Source organism: Kurthia huakuii LAM0618, assembly GCF_000505545.1.
GTDB classification, from domain to species: domain Bacteria; phylum Bacillota; class Bacilli; order Bacillales_A; family Planococcaceae; genus Kurthia; species Kurthia huakuii.
Genome location: NZ_AYTB01000007.1, coordinates 284,608 through 300,719, shown reverse-complemented (window position 1 = coordinate 300,719; position 16,112 = coordinate 284,608). Strand labels below are relative to the sequence as shown.

At 37.2% G+C, this 16,112-nt stretch carries 10 protein-coding genes and 2 pseudogenes; all 12 read right to left on the bottom strand.

All coding sequences use genetic code 11. From position 1 onward, the window contains the following. Window positions 1–23: 23 nt before the first annotated feature. Window positions 24–512, bottom strand: a complete 489-nt coding sequence (rimP, locus tag V514_RS0103270) for a ribosome maturation factor RimP (RefSeq protein ID WP_029498287.1) — start codon at window positions 510–512, stop codon at window positions 24–26. Window positions 513–644: 132 nt separating this feature from the next. Next, window positions 645–2,048: pseudogene (locus V514_RS0103265) on the bottom strand (PolC-type DNA polymerase III); the annotation flags it as partial. A 108-nt stretch (window positions 2,049–2,156) separates the two neighbouring features. Further along, a complete protein-coding gene (ltrA, locus tag V514_RS0103260) occupies window positions 2,157–3,983 on the bottom strand; it encodes a group II intron reverse transcriptase/maturase (RefSeq protein ID WP_029498285.1) in 1,827 nt (608 codons plus the stop codon). 718 nt (window positions 3,984–4,701) lie between these two features. After that, window positions 4,702–7,629: pseudogene (locus V514_RS0103255) on the bottom strand (PolC-type DNA polymerase III); the annotation flags it as partial. Window positions 7,630–7,763: 134 nt separating this feature from the next. Next, window positions 7,764–9,473 (bottom strand): proline--tRNA ligase, encoded by a 1,710-nt coding sequence (locus tag V514_RS0103250; RefSeq protein ID WP_029498282.1) that lies wholly within the window; start codon window positions 9,471–9,473, stop codon window positions 7,764–7,766. Between the two features lie 115 nt (window positions 9,474–9,588). After that, on the bottom strand, window positions 9,589–10,848 hold the full coding sequence (gene rseP, locus V514_RS0103245) for an RIP metalloprotease RseP (protein WP_029498280.1): 1,260 nt from the start codon (window positions 10,846–10,848) through the stop codon (window positions 9,589–9,591). A gap of 66 nt (window positions 10,849–10,914) precedes the next feature. Then, window positions 10,915–12,060 carry a 1-deoxy-D-xylulose-5-phosphate reductoisomerase gene (gene dxr, locus V514_RS0103240; protein ID WP_029498279.1) on the bottom strand — a complete coding sequence of 382 codons (1,146 nt, stop codon included), beginning with the start codon at window positions 12,058–12,060 and terminating at the stop codon, window positions 10,915–10,917. A 12-nt stretch (window positions 12,061–12,072) separates the two neighbouring features. Further along, window positions 12,073–12,873, bottom strand: coding sequence for a phosphatidate cytidylyltransferase (locus tag V514_RS0103235; RefSeq protein ID WP_029498278.1), 801 nt, complete (start codon window positions 12,871–12,873; stop codon window positions 12,073–12,075). Window positions 12,874–12,876: 3 nt separating this feature from the next. Continuing rightward, window positions 12,877–13,662 (bottom strand): isoprenyl transferase, encoded by a 786-nt coding sequence (locus tag V514_RS0103230; protein WP_029498276.1) that lies wholly within the window; start codon window positions 13,660–13,662, stop codon window positions 12,877–12,879. A gap of 139 nt (window positions 13,663–13,801) precedes the next feature. Further along, complete coding sequence (frr, locus tag V514_RS0103225) at window positions 13,802–14,359, bottom strand: ribosome recycling factor (RefSeq protein ID WP_029498274.1); 558 nt, start codon at window positions 14,357–14,359, stop codon at window positions 13,802–13,804. 26 nt (window positions 14,360–14,385) lie between these two features. After that, window positions 14,386–15,102: a UMP kinase gene (gene pyrH / locus V514_RS0103220; protein ID WP_029498273.1), complete on the bottom strand. Its 717-nt coding sequence runs from the start codon at window positions 15,100–15,102 to the stop codon at window positions 14,386–14,388. A gap of 93 nt (window positions 15,103–15,195) precedes the next feature. Then, on the bottom strand, window positions 15,196–16,074 hold the full coding sequence (tsf, locus tag V514_RS0103215) for a translation elongation factor Ts (protein ID WP_029498272.1): 879 nt from the start codon (window positions 16,072–16,074) through the stop codon (window positions 15,196–15,198). Window positions 16,075–16,112: the final 38 nt, after the last annotated feature.

The following is a 16,112-nucleotide window of genomic DNA, read 5'->3' as shown; positions in this document are numbered from 1 at the left end:
TTATTTTTTCACTCCTACAATATTTAAAATTCTTTGTGTTTCGAAAAGTCAATCGCTAGTCTAGCATTAGCAATTTTATCTTTTGGAATAAGAACTTTCACTTTTCTAGTTTTAATTAGCATATCAATTTCGGCACCCTCATCTGTAAACGATTTTAGATACCCTTCGAAGACTTTCATTCCATTGACTGCTTCATATGTTTTCATGTGAACGAATTGGCCGATTGCTTTAATGTAATCTGCTTCCTTTTTCAGTGGACGTTCGGCTCCTGGTGAAGATACTTCAAGGAAATAGTTTTGCGAAATAGGATCCGCGTTGTCTAACTTCTCGCTCAGTTTTTCACTAACTTGGGCACATTGATCGATATCAATATTTCCTTCAGGAGTATCTACATAGACGCGTAAAAACCAATCGCGTCCTTCTTTCACAAACTCAACATCGACAAGTTCTAGCTTTAACTCCTCAACGATTGGCATTGCGAGCTGTTCAATTTCAGACGTAACTTTACTCATACTCTCCTCCTGACTAGTTATTGTCATAGACAAACAGAAAAGAGCGGGAAATCCCACTCTTTTGCCGTCGTACTATCAACAAATAATTACTTAAAGCCTATCATAAATGCCGTTATAATGCAATAGAATAGGCTAGAACAGTGATAATTGGTTCGCTTCTGGTAATCCTTCTAAACAACCTAGACGATCCATATAATCAATTAATGATTTCGAAACACGGCCGCGAATTTGTAAATCTTCTTTCGATAAAAATTCACCTTGCTCTCGCGCTTTTACAATCATCTCCGCCACACTATTTCCTAATCCAGGAATTGCATTGAATGGCGGAATCAAACTTTGGCCATCAATAACAAATTCAGTCGCTGTTGAACGATACAAATCAACCTTTTGGAAATGCATACCACGTTCACACATTTCGAGCGCTAATTCAAGTACCGTCAATAAGCTTTTTTCTTTCACAGAAGCATCTAATCCTTTATCATTCACTTCTTTCATTTGAGCTTTAATCATCTCTGGTCCATTAACCATCGCAATCAAATCAAAATCTGATGCTCGGACTGTAAAATAAGCACAATAATAAAGAATTGGTAAATGTACTTTAAAGTAAGCAATACGAATAGCCATTAATACATATGCTGCCGCATGAGCTTTCGGGAACATATATTTAATTTTCTTACACGATTCGATATACCATTTCGGTACATTTTCTGCCATCATGGCTTCTTCCATATCTTCCGTTAAACCTTTACCTTTACGCACATGTTCCATAATTTTAAAGGCTAATGACGGTTCCAACCCTTGATAAATTAAATACACCATAATATCATCACGACAACCAATTACTTCAGATAATACACAAGTACCATCAGCAATTAAATCACTAGCATTGCCTAACCATACATCCGTCCCGTGCGATAAACCTGAAATTTGGACCAGTTCAGAGAAAGTAGATGGTTTTGTTTCTTCCAACATACCCCGTACAAATTTCGTCCCAAATTCAGGAATGCCTAATGTTCCTGTTTTACACATGATTTGTTCGGCCGTTACCCCCAACACTTCTGGACCTGTGAAAATCTTCATCACTTCCGTATCATCCGTTGGAATCGTTTTTGGATCAATACCAGATAAGTCTTGTAACATCCGTATAACGGTAGGATCATCGTGCCCAAGAATATCGAGTTTTAAAATATTATCGTGAATCGAATGGAAGTCAAAGTGCGTTGTGCGCCATTCTGCATTTTGGTCATCTGCTGGATATTGGATTGGCGTAAAGTCATAAATGTCCATATAACTTGGGACAACAATAATACCACCTGGGTGCTGCCCTGTTGTACGTTTAACACCTGTACAGCCTTGTACAAGTCTATCAACTTCAGCTCCTCGAAAATTAATGCTATGGTCTTGACCATACCCTTTAACATAACCATATGCTGTTTTTTCTGCTACAGTACCAATTGTTCCAGCACGGAATGCATAATCTTCACCGAATAAAATTTTCGTATAATTATGCGCCTGCGGTTGATATTCTCCAGAGAAATATGACGATAGGTAAGCTTTTGAAGTTATCACCAGCTTTTCCCCCGTCCCACACCGTACGTGACCCTTTCAGTGTCATACGGCGCTCCATCGTTAGTTTTGTTGAATTTATAGACTAAGTTTTGGATTTCCTACTTCCGTTCTTAGCCTGTTTAATTTATTAATTGCTTTTACTTCGAATTTACTTAATATCTTTTGATACTTTTTATTTCTTAAAGGGTCTGAGTTGTGAATGAGCATATGATACTTTCTATTGATAATTATCAAGTTATCGTATTCATCTGTACCACCTTGTGCTGTTGGTTTTATATGATGACATAAAGCTTGATGAGGAGTTAACCGTTCACCCGTAATGCCACAGCAGCTTTTTTGTGCTACATATTTACTCAATCGGTTGTTTTCATACAGAACACTTTTTGATTTGTAAATTCCCTTACGAAACATTTCTATTTCTCTTATGGACACTTGTTTTAAATCTTTATGGACCGCTTTTCTGTCATCCTCGTTGTAAATCGTAAATTCTGGTTTGCGTTGTCCCCGTATATCGTGTCGAACTGCCTCAATAGGATAGACTAACAATCCATTGCTTTTGAATCGCGGATAATTGTAGTCTCCATAAAATTTATCAATCACTCCGTTTGTTTCTTTTGTTTTCACAAAGATTTTTCTTATCATGAGTGATTTGATATTCGGATGAATGTTATGCCTTATCTCATTAAAATCCTGAGCGATTCGAGTTGCGATCTTATAATAATTTTGCAACCCTAAAATATTCGCATTAAAATTCATCACTTTTTGTGGAGTAGGACTTTTTCTTAGTTTAACTAATTGATGCCTTATGACGCCTTGTACCTTTTCTTTTGCTTTTGGGTCCATCTTAGAATTAACAATGTAACCCGTTTTTGCATTGCCTTTTTGTACCGCTCTAAAGCGAATCCCTAAAAAGTCTGTACCATTCTTACGCAAATTTGTGATTTTACTTTTTTCTTCACTGATTTCTAGCCCTAGCCGTTCCATCAACCATTTTTCAACGGCGATTTTAACCTTTCGGGCATTTTCATAAGAATTCGTGAAAATTTTAAAATCATCTGCATATCGAACTAAATACATTGGTTTTAACGCTGTCTTTTTAAGTGCATCCGTTTTATTACGTTTTAGCTTATAAGGTACTCTTGTCGGTTTCGTTTCCCATTGATTTGAAATCCACCAATCTAACTCGTTTAAAACTATATTTGCGAGTAACGGAGATAAAATACCTCCTTGGGGAGTCCCTTTCATTGGTAATCCTTCACCTGTAATTTCGGCTTTCAACATCTTCTTAATTATCACTAATACTTTTTTATCCCTTATACCAATCGTCCATAATTGTCTCATTAGCTTTTTATGATTAACATTATCGAAGAAACCTTTAATATCGATATCAACTACAAAATGTTGATGACTATGATTCACCATATGATAGCATCTTGCAAGTGCATCATGTGTGCTTCTTTTCGGTCTAAAACCATAACTTTGCGGATGAAATTTCGCTTCCGTAATCGGTTCTAATACTTGCAAAAACATTTGCTGTATTAATCTATCCTCAATAGTTGGGATACCAAGAGGTCGCATTTTTCCGTTTGGTTTTGGTATGAATAACCTTCTAACTGCGTGTGGTGAATAATCTTCTAGTCTTCTTCGAACAAGCTTGATTAGTTTATTAGCGTTCATTTTGTTCAAATGTTTAATTGTGTGTCCATTTGTACCTTTCGTTTTACTACCTGTATTGCTTTTCAAGTTACAAAAGGCAAGCAATATATTTTCTTCGGAAACAATCAAATCATAAAGGTCTGTAAAATAGCGACCACTTTTACTTTCATTATAAAGATTATCAAAAGTGGTTTGTAACCCAAAATACTCGTTGTTTCTTAACTTTTGAATCATTAAGTCAGCCAACTAATCACTCCCTTGAGCTTTCGTTCTCTTTAATCATACTAGAATCTGACTTTTTGTAGGTTTAATTTCAACACTAACGACTTGTGCCCTTCCCTCTGAAATGTTTTATCCTCCGACCTATTGATTATTCAGTCATCACAGGCATTTCTTCAACAGTACTACGGCACTACTGCCACTCCATCAAAGTACGTTATAACTTATTCAGCATTTCCGTACACCGTCGTCATCGACATGCAACTGTCTCTTACGTTAGGAGCTTCACACGTTCCACTATTTCTATCTGTACATCTTCCCTTAGGTTCCCCCTAAATTCCGCTAGGCTTGCATGTGCCTGTAACACAAGATGGGTTTTCATAACCAAACGCTTACTCATCCATACCTAGAAGTCCTAATTTGGACCCCGCAGCATTTCTACTACGTGACATTCACGAAAAGTCAATCGAGGGTTCGTCCCAGTCATTCTACTGATTCTAACCATAGGAAGTTTATAGACACCAGACCTATCATTCACAGGATATCTCCCTTTCCACAGCCGTACTGTTTGGGTGAACTTCAGCCTACTTTAACGAGCTTCATACAAGTTTTTGTTTTGCAGTCATCCGCTTGCATGTCGTAGCTTCAGCGAGTGTGTTTCGGGGCGTTACTCCGTCATTCCACACTTCGAAATAGCAGTTCTACCAATAATGGTGACTAGTCTTTTCAACTAGCAACGTGTCGCACTCAAATCAATATCGGGTACCTTATCCCCTTTAAAACCTAAAAATGTTTCGAATGGAATATCTTGACCATCTTTCTTATAAGATGTGCCACACGCCGGACAATCTTTATTAGGTAAATCATAACCAGATGCTACTGAACCATCTTCAAAAAATTCCGAGTGCTGACAATTTGGACAAATATAATGGGGCGCTAATGGATTCACTTCTGTAATCTCCATAAACGTGGCAACGAGCGAAGAGCCTACTGAGCCACGCGAACCTACTAAATAACCATCTGATAATGATTTTTTTACCAACTTTGCAGAAATTAAATAAATGACACCAAATCCATGCCCTAAAATCGATTTCAATTCTTTTTCAATACGTTTTTCAACGATTTCTGGTAAGTCATCTCCGTAGATTTCATGTGCCATATTATATGTTCGACGCGTTACTTCTTCATCGGAACCATCAATTTTAGGCGTATATAAATCATCTTTAATCGGTATCACTTTATCAATCGATTCAGCTAGTGCTTGTGAGTTTGTTACAACAACTTCCTTCGCTAAATCTTCACCTAAAAATGCAAAATCCTCGAGCATTTCGTCAGTTGTACGGAAATGACTCTCTGGTAATTCAGCACGATTTAATGGATTAGCTCCACCTTGTGAGCGAATTAAAATCTTACGGAAAATAGAATCCTCTTCATGTAAGTAATGAACATTTCCTGTTGCAATAACTGGTTTATCTAATTTTTTACCGATTTTCACTATTTTACGAACAATATCTTCCATATTCCATTCATCTTTAATTAATTCGCGCTCCAATAGCGGCTTATAAACACCTTTAGGATGCACTTCTAAATAATCATAAAATTTAGCGATTTCTGTAGCTTCATCAACTGATTTTTGCATGACTGCAGTAAAAAATTCGCCCGCTGAACAACCAGAACCAACTAATAAACCTTCACGATATTTTTGTAACGATGAACGCTTAATACGTGGAACGCGATAAAATGTTTGCGTATGTGCTTCACTAATTAACTTAAACATATTTTTTAAGCCATCTTGTGTTTGCGCTAAAATTGTACAGTGCGTTGGACGAGAACGCTTATAAGCATCGCCACCGCCAACATATTTATTGAAATCATCATGAAAGGCGATTTCTCTTTCCTTAACCGCTTCTTTTAATAAATGAAGTAATAAATATCCCGTTGCTTCCGTATCATAAATTGCACGGTGATGTTGTGTTAATTCAATATTGAATTTTTTACATAATGTATTTAAACGATGATTTTTCATTGTTGGATACAACATACGTGCAAGCTCTAACGTATCAATCACCGAATGATCAAAGTGATTAATACCTGCTTTTTTATATGCTTCATACAAGAAACCAATATCAAATGATGCGTTATGCGCAACAACAATACCATCTTCGATAAAATCATGAAATTTTGCAATCATGTCTTCTACTTCAGGTGCATCGCGTACCATATCATCCGTAATACCAGTCAATTCAATTGTTGTTGCAGATAATGCATGATGCGGATTTGAAAAACTTTCAAACGTATCAATTACTTCACCATCAACAATTTTAACAGCCGCAAGTTCAATAATCGTATCGTATGCTGCTGATAGCCCGGTTGTCTCTACATCGAATACAACAAATGTCGCGTGTTCAAGCTCAATATGACGTGGTTCGTACGCAATTGGTACACCATCGTCAACTAGATTAGCTTCAACACCAAAAATAGCCTTAATACCATGTTTTTCTGCTGCTCCATACGCTTCTGGAAATGCTTGTGCACCGCCATGATCTGTAATAGCCACTGCAGGATGACCCCATTTGGCTGCTTGTGTAACAAGTTCAGCTGCTGACGATGTAGCATCCATTTGGCTCATCGATGAATGCATATGCAATTCGACACGGCGCTCTCCTTCAGGTGCTTTGTCTGCACGGATTTGTGGGCGAATTTCTTGCATATCCTGTGCCATCATTACGAGATCACGCACGAAGGTATCATTTTGAATCGAGCCACGCGCGCGAACCCACATGCCCTTTTTCGCTTTTTGCATAATCGATACATCATCTTTATCTCGCGAGAACATCTTCACTAAAATAGAATCTGTATAATCGCTAACTTTCATTGTTAATAATGAGCGACCACTACGCAGTTCTTTTACTTCAACGTCGAAAACAAAACCTTCAATCGTAACTCGGCGTTCTTCATCTTGAATTTGTTGAATTTCCATCAACGTGTCATCAGGCTTCATTGCGATGCCTAGTTGGAATGGCCGATCATCATCGTCACCACCGCCATTCACTTTTTCCTGTTCGCGTTTTTGCATATCTTCTACCGCTTTTTTCGCAAACTGCTCTTCTTCAATACGACGTTGTTCTAAAAATTTCTGCTGTTCTTCTACAAGCTCTTCCGTAGCTTCACTTAACATAAATTCTACAGGCAACTTCGGGAATCCATAATAACTATAATTCGTTGAAATTTTATCGGTATATTTGTGTTTATATGCTTCAAGTTCAAAATCACGTTTACATGTTAATGCAAGTTTTTGACCATTCCATGCTGGAACTTGTTCTGCCAATCCTTTACGTAATGGAGGCGAAATTTCTTCTAAATCATTGACAACTGTCAACCAATAATCTTGAATTAACTCCTCAGTAACTTGCGGTTGCTCTGCTGTAAATTGCAACTGTATTTGAGCGATTTGCGTAAATGCCTTTTCGACATTCATCTTAAATAATTGATATACACGATACGGTAAAATATTTGGCGTTTTTAATGTAAACTGCCACACACGCTGTTGTTTATGCACCGTCATCCGCGTTATTTCTGCCGCTTCAAAAAACGGCATGTACACATCATCTGTCAGACCAATTTGTTGTAAAAGAATCTGAAAACGTTGTCTTGCTTCATGTTCATTAGACATGTTCGCACCTACTTTCTTTAAACGTTCCTCTTCTATTGTACGTGAATTTAAGCTGTCATACAAAAGCTCCACCTCAAATTCCAGACAAAGAAAAAAGCTTGATTGCTCAAGCTTTTTCAGTGCCGTACAATAAATTATTTCGTTGTTTTAAATAAATTGTTTAAACGATCAATTAATTCTTCTTTTGCCCATTCAAACGTTTCACCAGTTTGACGAACTTTTACTTCTACGATACCATCTACAGCTTTTTTACCAACTGTCACGCGTACTGGTAAACCGATTAAATCTGAATCAGCGAATTTAACACCTGCGCGCTCTTTACGGTCATCATGTAGTACATCATAACGATAAGATGTTAATAACTTATATAGATCTTCTGATAATTCATTTTGTGCATCATCTTTTGTATTAACCGTAATTAAATGCACATCATATGGCGTTACTTGTTGAGGCCATGTGAAACCATATGCATCTTGATATTGCTCTGCTACTGCAGCCATTACACGTGATACACCAATACCGTAGCAACCCATAATAAATGGTTGGTTACGGCCATTTTCATCTAAGAACATACCGTTTAACGACTCAGAATATTTTGTACCTAATTTAAAGACATGTCCTACTTCGATACCTTCAGCAAATTTAATTGTACCTTCGCCATCTGGAGATGGGTCACCCACTTGGATAAAACGGATATCCTCATATGCATCAATAGCAAAATCACGACCCGGATTAACACCCGTAAAATGGAATCCATCTACATTCGCACCTGCAACACCATTACGTACAGATTTAATCGCATGGTCCGCTACTACTTTCACACCAACCGGTAACTTAATTGGACCTAGTGAACCAATATGGCTACCTAATAGTTCAACAATTTCTTCATCTGTTGCTAGTTCAGCTGTTTCTGCTTCCAAAGCATGTTTTAATTTAATATCGTTAATTTCATGGTCGCCGCGAGCAAGAACAACTACAAGTTCTTCATCTACTTTGAACACTAATGTTTTAATAATGTTATCCGCAGGCACTTCTAAAAATGCTGCAACATCTTCAATTGTTTTTTGATCTGGTGTTTCTACTTTTTGAAGTTCTGCCATTTCGGCATCTGGCGCCGAGTAATCAACTTTCACTTCTGCCATTTCAATGTTGGCAGCATAGTCTGATGTATCTGAGTAGGCAATTGTATCTTCGCCAATTTCAGATAACACCATAAACTCATGCGTATCTTTACCACCAATTGAACCTGAATCCGCAATAACTGCACGGAAATTTAAACCTAGACGCATAAAAATGTTTTTATATGCTTGCACCATATCTTCATATGTTACATCTAAGCTCTCCTGTGTTGCATGGAAAGAATAAGCATCTTTCATAATAAATTCACGACCACGTAATAAACCAAAGCGAGGACGTTTTTCATCACGGAATTTTGTTTGAATTTGATAAAGTGTTAATGGCAATTTTTTATATGATTTCACTTCATCGCGAACTAATGCTGTAATTACTTCCTCATGAGTTGGACCTAATGCAAAGTCACGGTTATGACGATCTTTTAAACGCATTAATTCTGGACCGTAATGTTCCCAACGACCAGATTCTTGCCATAACTCAGCTTGTTGTAATGCCGGTAGTAATACTTCATTACCACCTATTGCATCCATTTCTTCACGAACAATTTTCTCAATGTTCGCAAGTACTTTTTTACCTAATGGTAAATATGAGTACACACCTGATGTGCTTTGGCGGATAAAGCCTGCACGAAGTAATAATTGATGCGATTTAACGTCAGCATCTGCTGGTACTTCACGCAAAGTTGGGATAAATGTTTTAGATTGTTTCATGTTCAACCTCACCTTTGAATATAGTTGACTCTATTATACAAGACAAAGAGCCATTTGTTATGTTTTTAAGCAAGAAAAGTTCATTTGCAGTGCAAATGAACTCATTTCTCGCTTCTTAAAAGAAGAAACGCTGTATATCATTCCACGTTACTGCGACCATTAAGACCATCAAGCACGCAAAACCAACAAATGTAATAACGCCTTCTTTATTTTTATCAAGTGGCTTCCCACGTACTAACTCATATACAAATAATGCAAGACGCCCACCATCTAGTGCAGGGAACGGTAATAAATTCATAATCCCTAAATTGACACTTAATGCTGCTGCCCAACTTAGTAATGTAATGAAACCATATTTTGCGACTTCTGATGTTGCTTCGTAAATTCCAACAGGTCCAGATAATGCATCTAGCGTAAATCCACCTGTCACAAGAACGATTAATATTTCAACAATTTGAACTAACCATGTCCAAGTCTGTTCGAAACCATATGGAATTGCTTTTAATAGGTTTTTATCGTAAGTATTCGCATACTGAATACCTATTTGTCCCACTTTTTGTTTATTTACTTCAACTTCTTTTGGCGTGACTTGCAATGTTTTTTTATTGCCATCGCGCAATACATCAATTGTAATTTCTTTACCAGGATTTTTTTGAATAACTGCGGATAAATCTTGGAATTTATCAACTTCTTTACCATCTACAGCAGTAATTAAATCATTTTTTTCAAAGCCTGCTACCGCTGCTGGGCTATCATCTACAACTTTTGCAATTAGCGGCTCATTTGTCGGAATACCTTGAACAAAGCCAATAATAATAAAAATAACAATTGCTAAAAGGAAGTTAAATAAAGGGCCCGCAAAAATTGTAATGGCTCGTTTACCAAGTGATTGCGCATTAAATGTACGGTCATACGGCGCTATTTGTGTTTCTTGACCATTTTCTTCAATCACACAATCACGTGCTACATTATAACGAACAAATTGTTCATCTTCGTCATAGCCTTCTACCCATAATTCCTTTTGCAGTTCTGCTTTTTCTACTTCTAAAAATAGCATATCTGGTAATTGTTTATTTTGGTTCATCACTAAGCGATTAATTTCATCGTTATTATTTAGCGTAAATCCAATACGATAGCCTGGTTGTAATTCAACATTATCTAAATCATCGCCAGCCATTCGAACATAGCCACCCATTGGCAGTAAACGAATCGTATAAAGTGTTTCACCTTTTTTAATCCCTAATAATTTTGGACCAAAGCCGATTGCAAATTCACGAACCATAATTCCTGAACGTTTTGCAAAAATAAAGTGCCCCAATTCATGGAAAAATACGATCATGCCAAATACGAATATAAATGCAATTGCTGATTGCATCAAACCCCACCTTTAATAATAAAGTTGACTTCCATGCAAAAATGCACGCATTGTCATCTATATGCTTTATTTTATCATGCCTACAACAATTTTTCTTGTTTCCTTATCTACAGTCAAAATTGTTTCCAAATCTGGATTTTGAATATTATTATGTGTTTGCATAACGTATTCAATCATATCTTCAATTTGAAGGAACGTAATTTTCCCTTGTAAAAATGCACTAACTGCTGCTTCATTTGCTGCATTCATCGCTGTTAAAATTGTGCCTCCCATACGCCCCGCTTCATATGCAAAACCTAAACAACGGAAACGGTCAAAATCAACATTTTCAAAATGTAATTGACCCACTTTAGCCAAATCTAAACGTTCTGCTGTTGAACGTGGCAAGCGCTCTGGATAACTTAGTGCATATTGGATTGGCGTACGCATATCTGCTGTTCCAAGTTGCGCCATAACGCTTGAATCATGATATTCCACCATAGAATGAATAATGGATTCACGATGGATTAATACGTCAATATTATCATATGACATATCATATAATACTGCTGCTTCGATAACTTCTAAGCCCTTATTCATCAATGTAGCTGAATCAATCGTAATTTTTGCACCCATTGACCAGTTTGGATGATTTAATGCTTGCTTGACTGTTACACCTTCAAGCTCTGCACGTGTTTTATCTCTGAAGCTACCACCTGAAGCAGTTAAAATCAGACGTTCTACAGATTTTGGGTTTTCTCCATTCATTGATTGCCACAGTGCCGAATGTTCACTGTCGACTGGTAAGATAGGTGCCCCATATTTTTTTGCCTCAGCCATTACAAGGTGGCCAGCTGTAACCAACGTTTCTTTATTTGCAATTGCAATGGCTTTCTTTTGGCGAATCGCTGCTAATGTAGATTCCAAACCAATGCTTCCTAAAACTGCATTTAATAATACATTCGAATCATTATACGTAGCGACATCAATTAAACCTTGTGCGCCATATGTTACTTCTAATTTTGGAAACTCTTTCGATAATAATAAAGCGTCCGCTTCTGATTGCATTGAAACAAGTTTTGGAGAAAATTCACGAATGATTTCCTTCGTTTTTTCAATATTTTTACCCGATGCTAGAGCTGCAATTTCAAATTCTTCCTGATGATCTTTTACAATATCAAGTGTCTGCTGCCCAATTGAACCTGTTGCACCCAATAAACTAATCGACTTCATAATGATTATCTCCTATCCAACAAAATGTAAAAAATGTAATAGTGGTAAAACAAATAATAGGCTATCAAAGCGATCTAAAATACCACCATGTCCAGGTAAAATCTTACCTGAATCTTTTACGCCATAATGACGTTTCACGGCGGATTCTACTAAGTCACCTAATTGGCCAACAATAGAAGCGATAATTGTTACAACAAGCAACTTCCACCATTGAATCTCAAGCTGTGTTATCATTTCAAAAATAACTACAGCAATAATTGCTATAATGATTCCACCTATAAAACCTTCAATCGTTTTTTTCGGCGAGATTTCAGGCCAAAGTTTATGTTTACCTAATTTTCGTCCTACAAAATAAGCACCTGAATCTGTTGACCATACAACAACTAAAGCAAATACAATGTACAATAGCCCATCACTTGCATCTCGTGTTGCCATAAAGTAATAAAATCCTACGCCAACGTAAAATACAGAAACGAGCAAAAAGCCCACATCATCAAATGTAAATTTATTTTTCTTTAAGACGACATAAATTAATAATACCGCCGTAATAAGTACAAGCCATTCCAATTTCGAATAACTTGTCGCGTCGATAACAGCACTCTCCCATTTCGCAGGCATTAGCATAGCAAATAAGCCAATTAAAGCTAAAATACCTGGCACAGAGAACAGCGACATATTGCGCATTTTAAGCATTTCAAAAAGCCCTACTGCTGCAAGTGCATAAATAACGATTGTTAATGGCACTTCACCATAAATAACAAACGGTACAAATAGCAATGCCGCAATAATGGCTGTAATAATACGCTGTTTCACGATTTATTCCCCTTTCAATCCACCATAACGGCGATTGCGCGATTGATAGCTTTCGACCGCCTCTAGTAAATCTTTCTCACTAAATTCAGGCCAATGTACGTCCGTAAACCAAAATTCGCTATAAGCAAGCTGCCATAATAGGAAGTTGCTTAAACGAAGCTCTCCACTTGTGCGAATAAGCAAATCTGGATCAGGTAAGTTTGATGTCATTAAATGATTCGAAATTGTTTCTTCTGAAATGTCTTCCAAGCTTAACGTTCCATTTTGAACTTGGTTAACAATCTCTTGAACAGATAAAACCATTTCACGACGACTACCATAGTTTAAAGCAAAGTTTAGTATCATTCCTGTATTATTTGCTGTTGTATCCATCGCGTTTCGAACAGCGTTCTGCGTATGCATTGGTAAATCTGATATTTCACCAATCATCATTACACGAATATTTAACTCCATTAATTCTGGTAAAAATGATGTCAAAAATTCTTCCGGCAAACGCATTAAAAATTCTACTTCCTTGCGCGGGCGTTTCCAGTTTTCTGTCGAGAAAGCATACAAAGTCAGCGCTCGAATACCTACTTTGTTCGCACAACGCGTAATCGTACGTATATTTTTCATACCTTCATGATGCCCTGCTACGCGTGGCAAAGCACGCTTTTGTGCCCAACGACCATTTCCATCCATAATAATGGCAATGTGTTGCGGTACGCTCTCACTACGCACTTGTATCATGCGTTGTTCTAATGTAGCGTTCTTTTTATCTGTTTTTCTCCATCCGAGTTTATCTAACATTTAAAATCCTCCACTAACTTGCATATCGGAACGTATACTTAATCTATCATAACAAAAATAACAATTCTTTTCCTCTATATCACAAAAAAAGACGTCCCCATTTTCTATAGAGGACGTCTTTTGAATTTGGAAAGTTCTATTAAACTGATAAAACTTCTTTTTCTTTTTCAGCTGCTAATTCATCAATTTCTTTGATGTGATCATCAGTTAATTTTTGAATATCATCGCTATATCCACGTAAATCATCTTCTGTAATTTCGCCAGCTTTTTCAGCTTTTTTGAAATCATCATTTGCATCACGGCGGATGTTACGAACAGCCACTTTCGCTTCTTCTGCTTCTTTTTTAACAACTTTAACAAGCTCTTTACGGCGCTCTTCTGTAAGAGCTGGAATCGTTAAACGAATAACTGAACCATCATTTGTTGGCGTAATACCAAGTTCTGATTTTAAAATTGCTTTTTCAATATCACCTAAAATTGTTTTATCATACGGTTGAATCACTAAAAGGCGTGCTTCAGGAACTGAGATGCCTGCCATTTGGTTTAATGGCGTTGGAGCTCCATAATATTCTACTGAAATACGGTCTAAAAGTGAAGCATTCGCACGACCCGCACGAATTGCAGCAAGCGTGCGTGAAAATGCATCAATTGCTTTAGACATACGTTCTGTTGCTTGATCAATGACTTGTTTTGACATGCTTTCCCCTCCTAAAATTAATTCTCTTATTTATGCACTGTAGTACCGATTTTTTCACCCATTACAGCGCGTTTGATGTTACCATCTTCTAATAATGAGAATACTACTAAATCGATATCGTTGTCCATGCATAATGTTGAAGCCGTTGAGTCCATTACTTGTAAACCTTTTTGAATAACATCTAAATATGTTAATTCTTCATACTTCACAGCAGTTTCATCAACTTTTGGATCTGCAGAGTATACACCATCTACATTGTTTTTCGCCATTAAAATGACATCTGCGCCAATTTCAGCCGCACGTAATGAAGCTGTTGTGTCAGTTGAGAAATAAGGATTACCTGTACCCGCAGCGAAGATTACTACACGTTTTTTCTCTAAATGGCGAACTGCTTTACGACGAATGTATGGTTCAGCAACTTGTGTCATCACAATTGAAGATTGTACACGAGTCGGTACACCTAGGTTTTCTAATGAATCTTGTAAAGCTAAAGCATTCATTACAGTAGCTAACATGCCCATGTAATCTGCATTGGCACGTTCCATACCCATTTCTGCTCCAATTTTACCTCTCCAAATATTACCGCCACCTACTACTAAGGCAACTTCTACTCCTAAGTCTACTACTTCCTTAATTTGTGCTGCGACTGATTTAACAACTTGCGGTGCTAGGCCGAAACCTGCGTCACCAGCTAGTGCTTCCCCACTTAATTTAATGACTACGCGTTTGTATTGTTGTGGCATAAGCTCTTTAGACCTCCATATTTTTTTCTTGAAAAATAGGGAACACGGTGTTACTGTGCTCCCTACTTTAATAAATCTATTTGATTGAAAAAATTAGTTACCTTTAACTTGGTTCATAACTTCTTCTGCAAAGTTATCTTCGCGTTTTTCGATACCTTCGCCCACTTCGTAACGTACGAATTCAGAAACTTTAGCATCGCCTAAGAATTTAGCAACAGTTTCATCTGGATTTTTAACGAATGGTTGATCAAGTAAGCAAATTTCTTTGAAGTATTTGTTTAAACGACCTTCTACCATTTTAGCTACAATGTTTTCTGGTTTGCCTTCGTTTAAAGCTTGTTCAGTTAACACTTTACGTTCATGTTCAACTTCATCAGCTGAAACTTGGTCATGAGAAACATATTTAGGGTTGATTGCAGCGATGTGCATAGCTACATCTTTCGCTTTAGAAGCGTCAGTTGTACCTTCAACAACAGTTAATACACCAATACGGCCGCCCATGTGTAAGTAAGCACCGAAAGCATCAGCATCTGTTTTAGTTTCAATTACGAAACGACGAAGAGTGATTTTTTCACCGATAGTAGCGATTGCTGTAGAAATATGTTCTGCAACAGTAGCACCATTTTCCATTGTTGACGCTAAAGCTGCTTCTACATCTGCAGGTTTAGCAGCTAATAAGTGATCAGCTAATTCTTTAACTAAAGTTTGGAAGCCTTCATTTTTAGCAACGAAGTCAGTTTCAGCGTTTACTTCTAAAAGTACAGCACCGTTACCGTTTTCAGCGATGAAAGTAGTACCTTCAGCCGCGATACGATCCGCTTTTTTACCAGCTGCAGCTAAACCTTTTTCGCGTAGGAAATCTACAGCTGCGTCGATATCTCCATCAGTTTGTACTAATGCTTTTTTACAATCCATCATACCAGCACCAGTTTTTTCACGTAATTCTTTAACCATTTTAGCAGTTACTGCCATTGATAGTTCCTCCTATACAATTGGAAATTTTATTTTCT

Bases quoted from the DNA above. Each gene is read 5' to 3' on its own strand.
- rimP (WP_029498287.1), bottom strand. From the start codon at position 512: ATGAGTAAAGTTACGTCTGAAATTGAACAGCTCGCAATGCCAATCGTT.
- V514_RS0103250 (WP_029498282.1), bottom strand. From the start codon at position 9,473: ATGAAACAATCTAAAACATTTATCCCAACTTTGCGTGAAGTACCAGCA.
- rseP (WP_029498280.1), bottom strand. From the start codon at position 10,848: ATGCAATCAGCAATTGCATTTATATTCGTATTTGGCATGATCGTATTT.
- dxr (WP_029498279.1), bottom strand. From the start codon at position 12,060: ATGAAGTCGATTAGTTTATTGGGTGCAACAGGTTCAATTGGGCAGCAG.
- V514_RS0103230 (WP_029498276.1), bottom strand. From the start codon at position 13,662: ATGTTAGATAAACTCGGATGGAGAAAAACAGATAAAAAGAACGCTACA.
- frr (WP_029498274.1), bottom strand. From the start codon at position 14,359: ATGTCAAAACAAGTCATTGATCAAGCAACAGAACGTATGTCTAAAGCA.
- pyrH (WP_029498273.1), bottom strand. From the start codon at position 15,102: ATGCCACAACAATACAAACGCGTAGTCATTAAATTAAGTGGGGAAGCA.
- tsf (WP_029498272.1), bottom strand. From the start codon at position 16,074: ATGGCAGTAACTGCTAAAATGGTTAAAGAATTACGTGAAAAAACTGGT.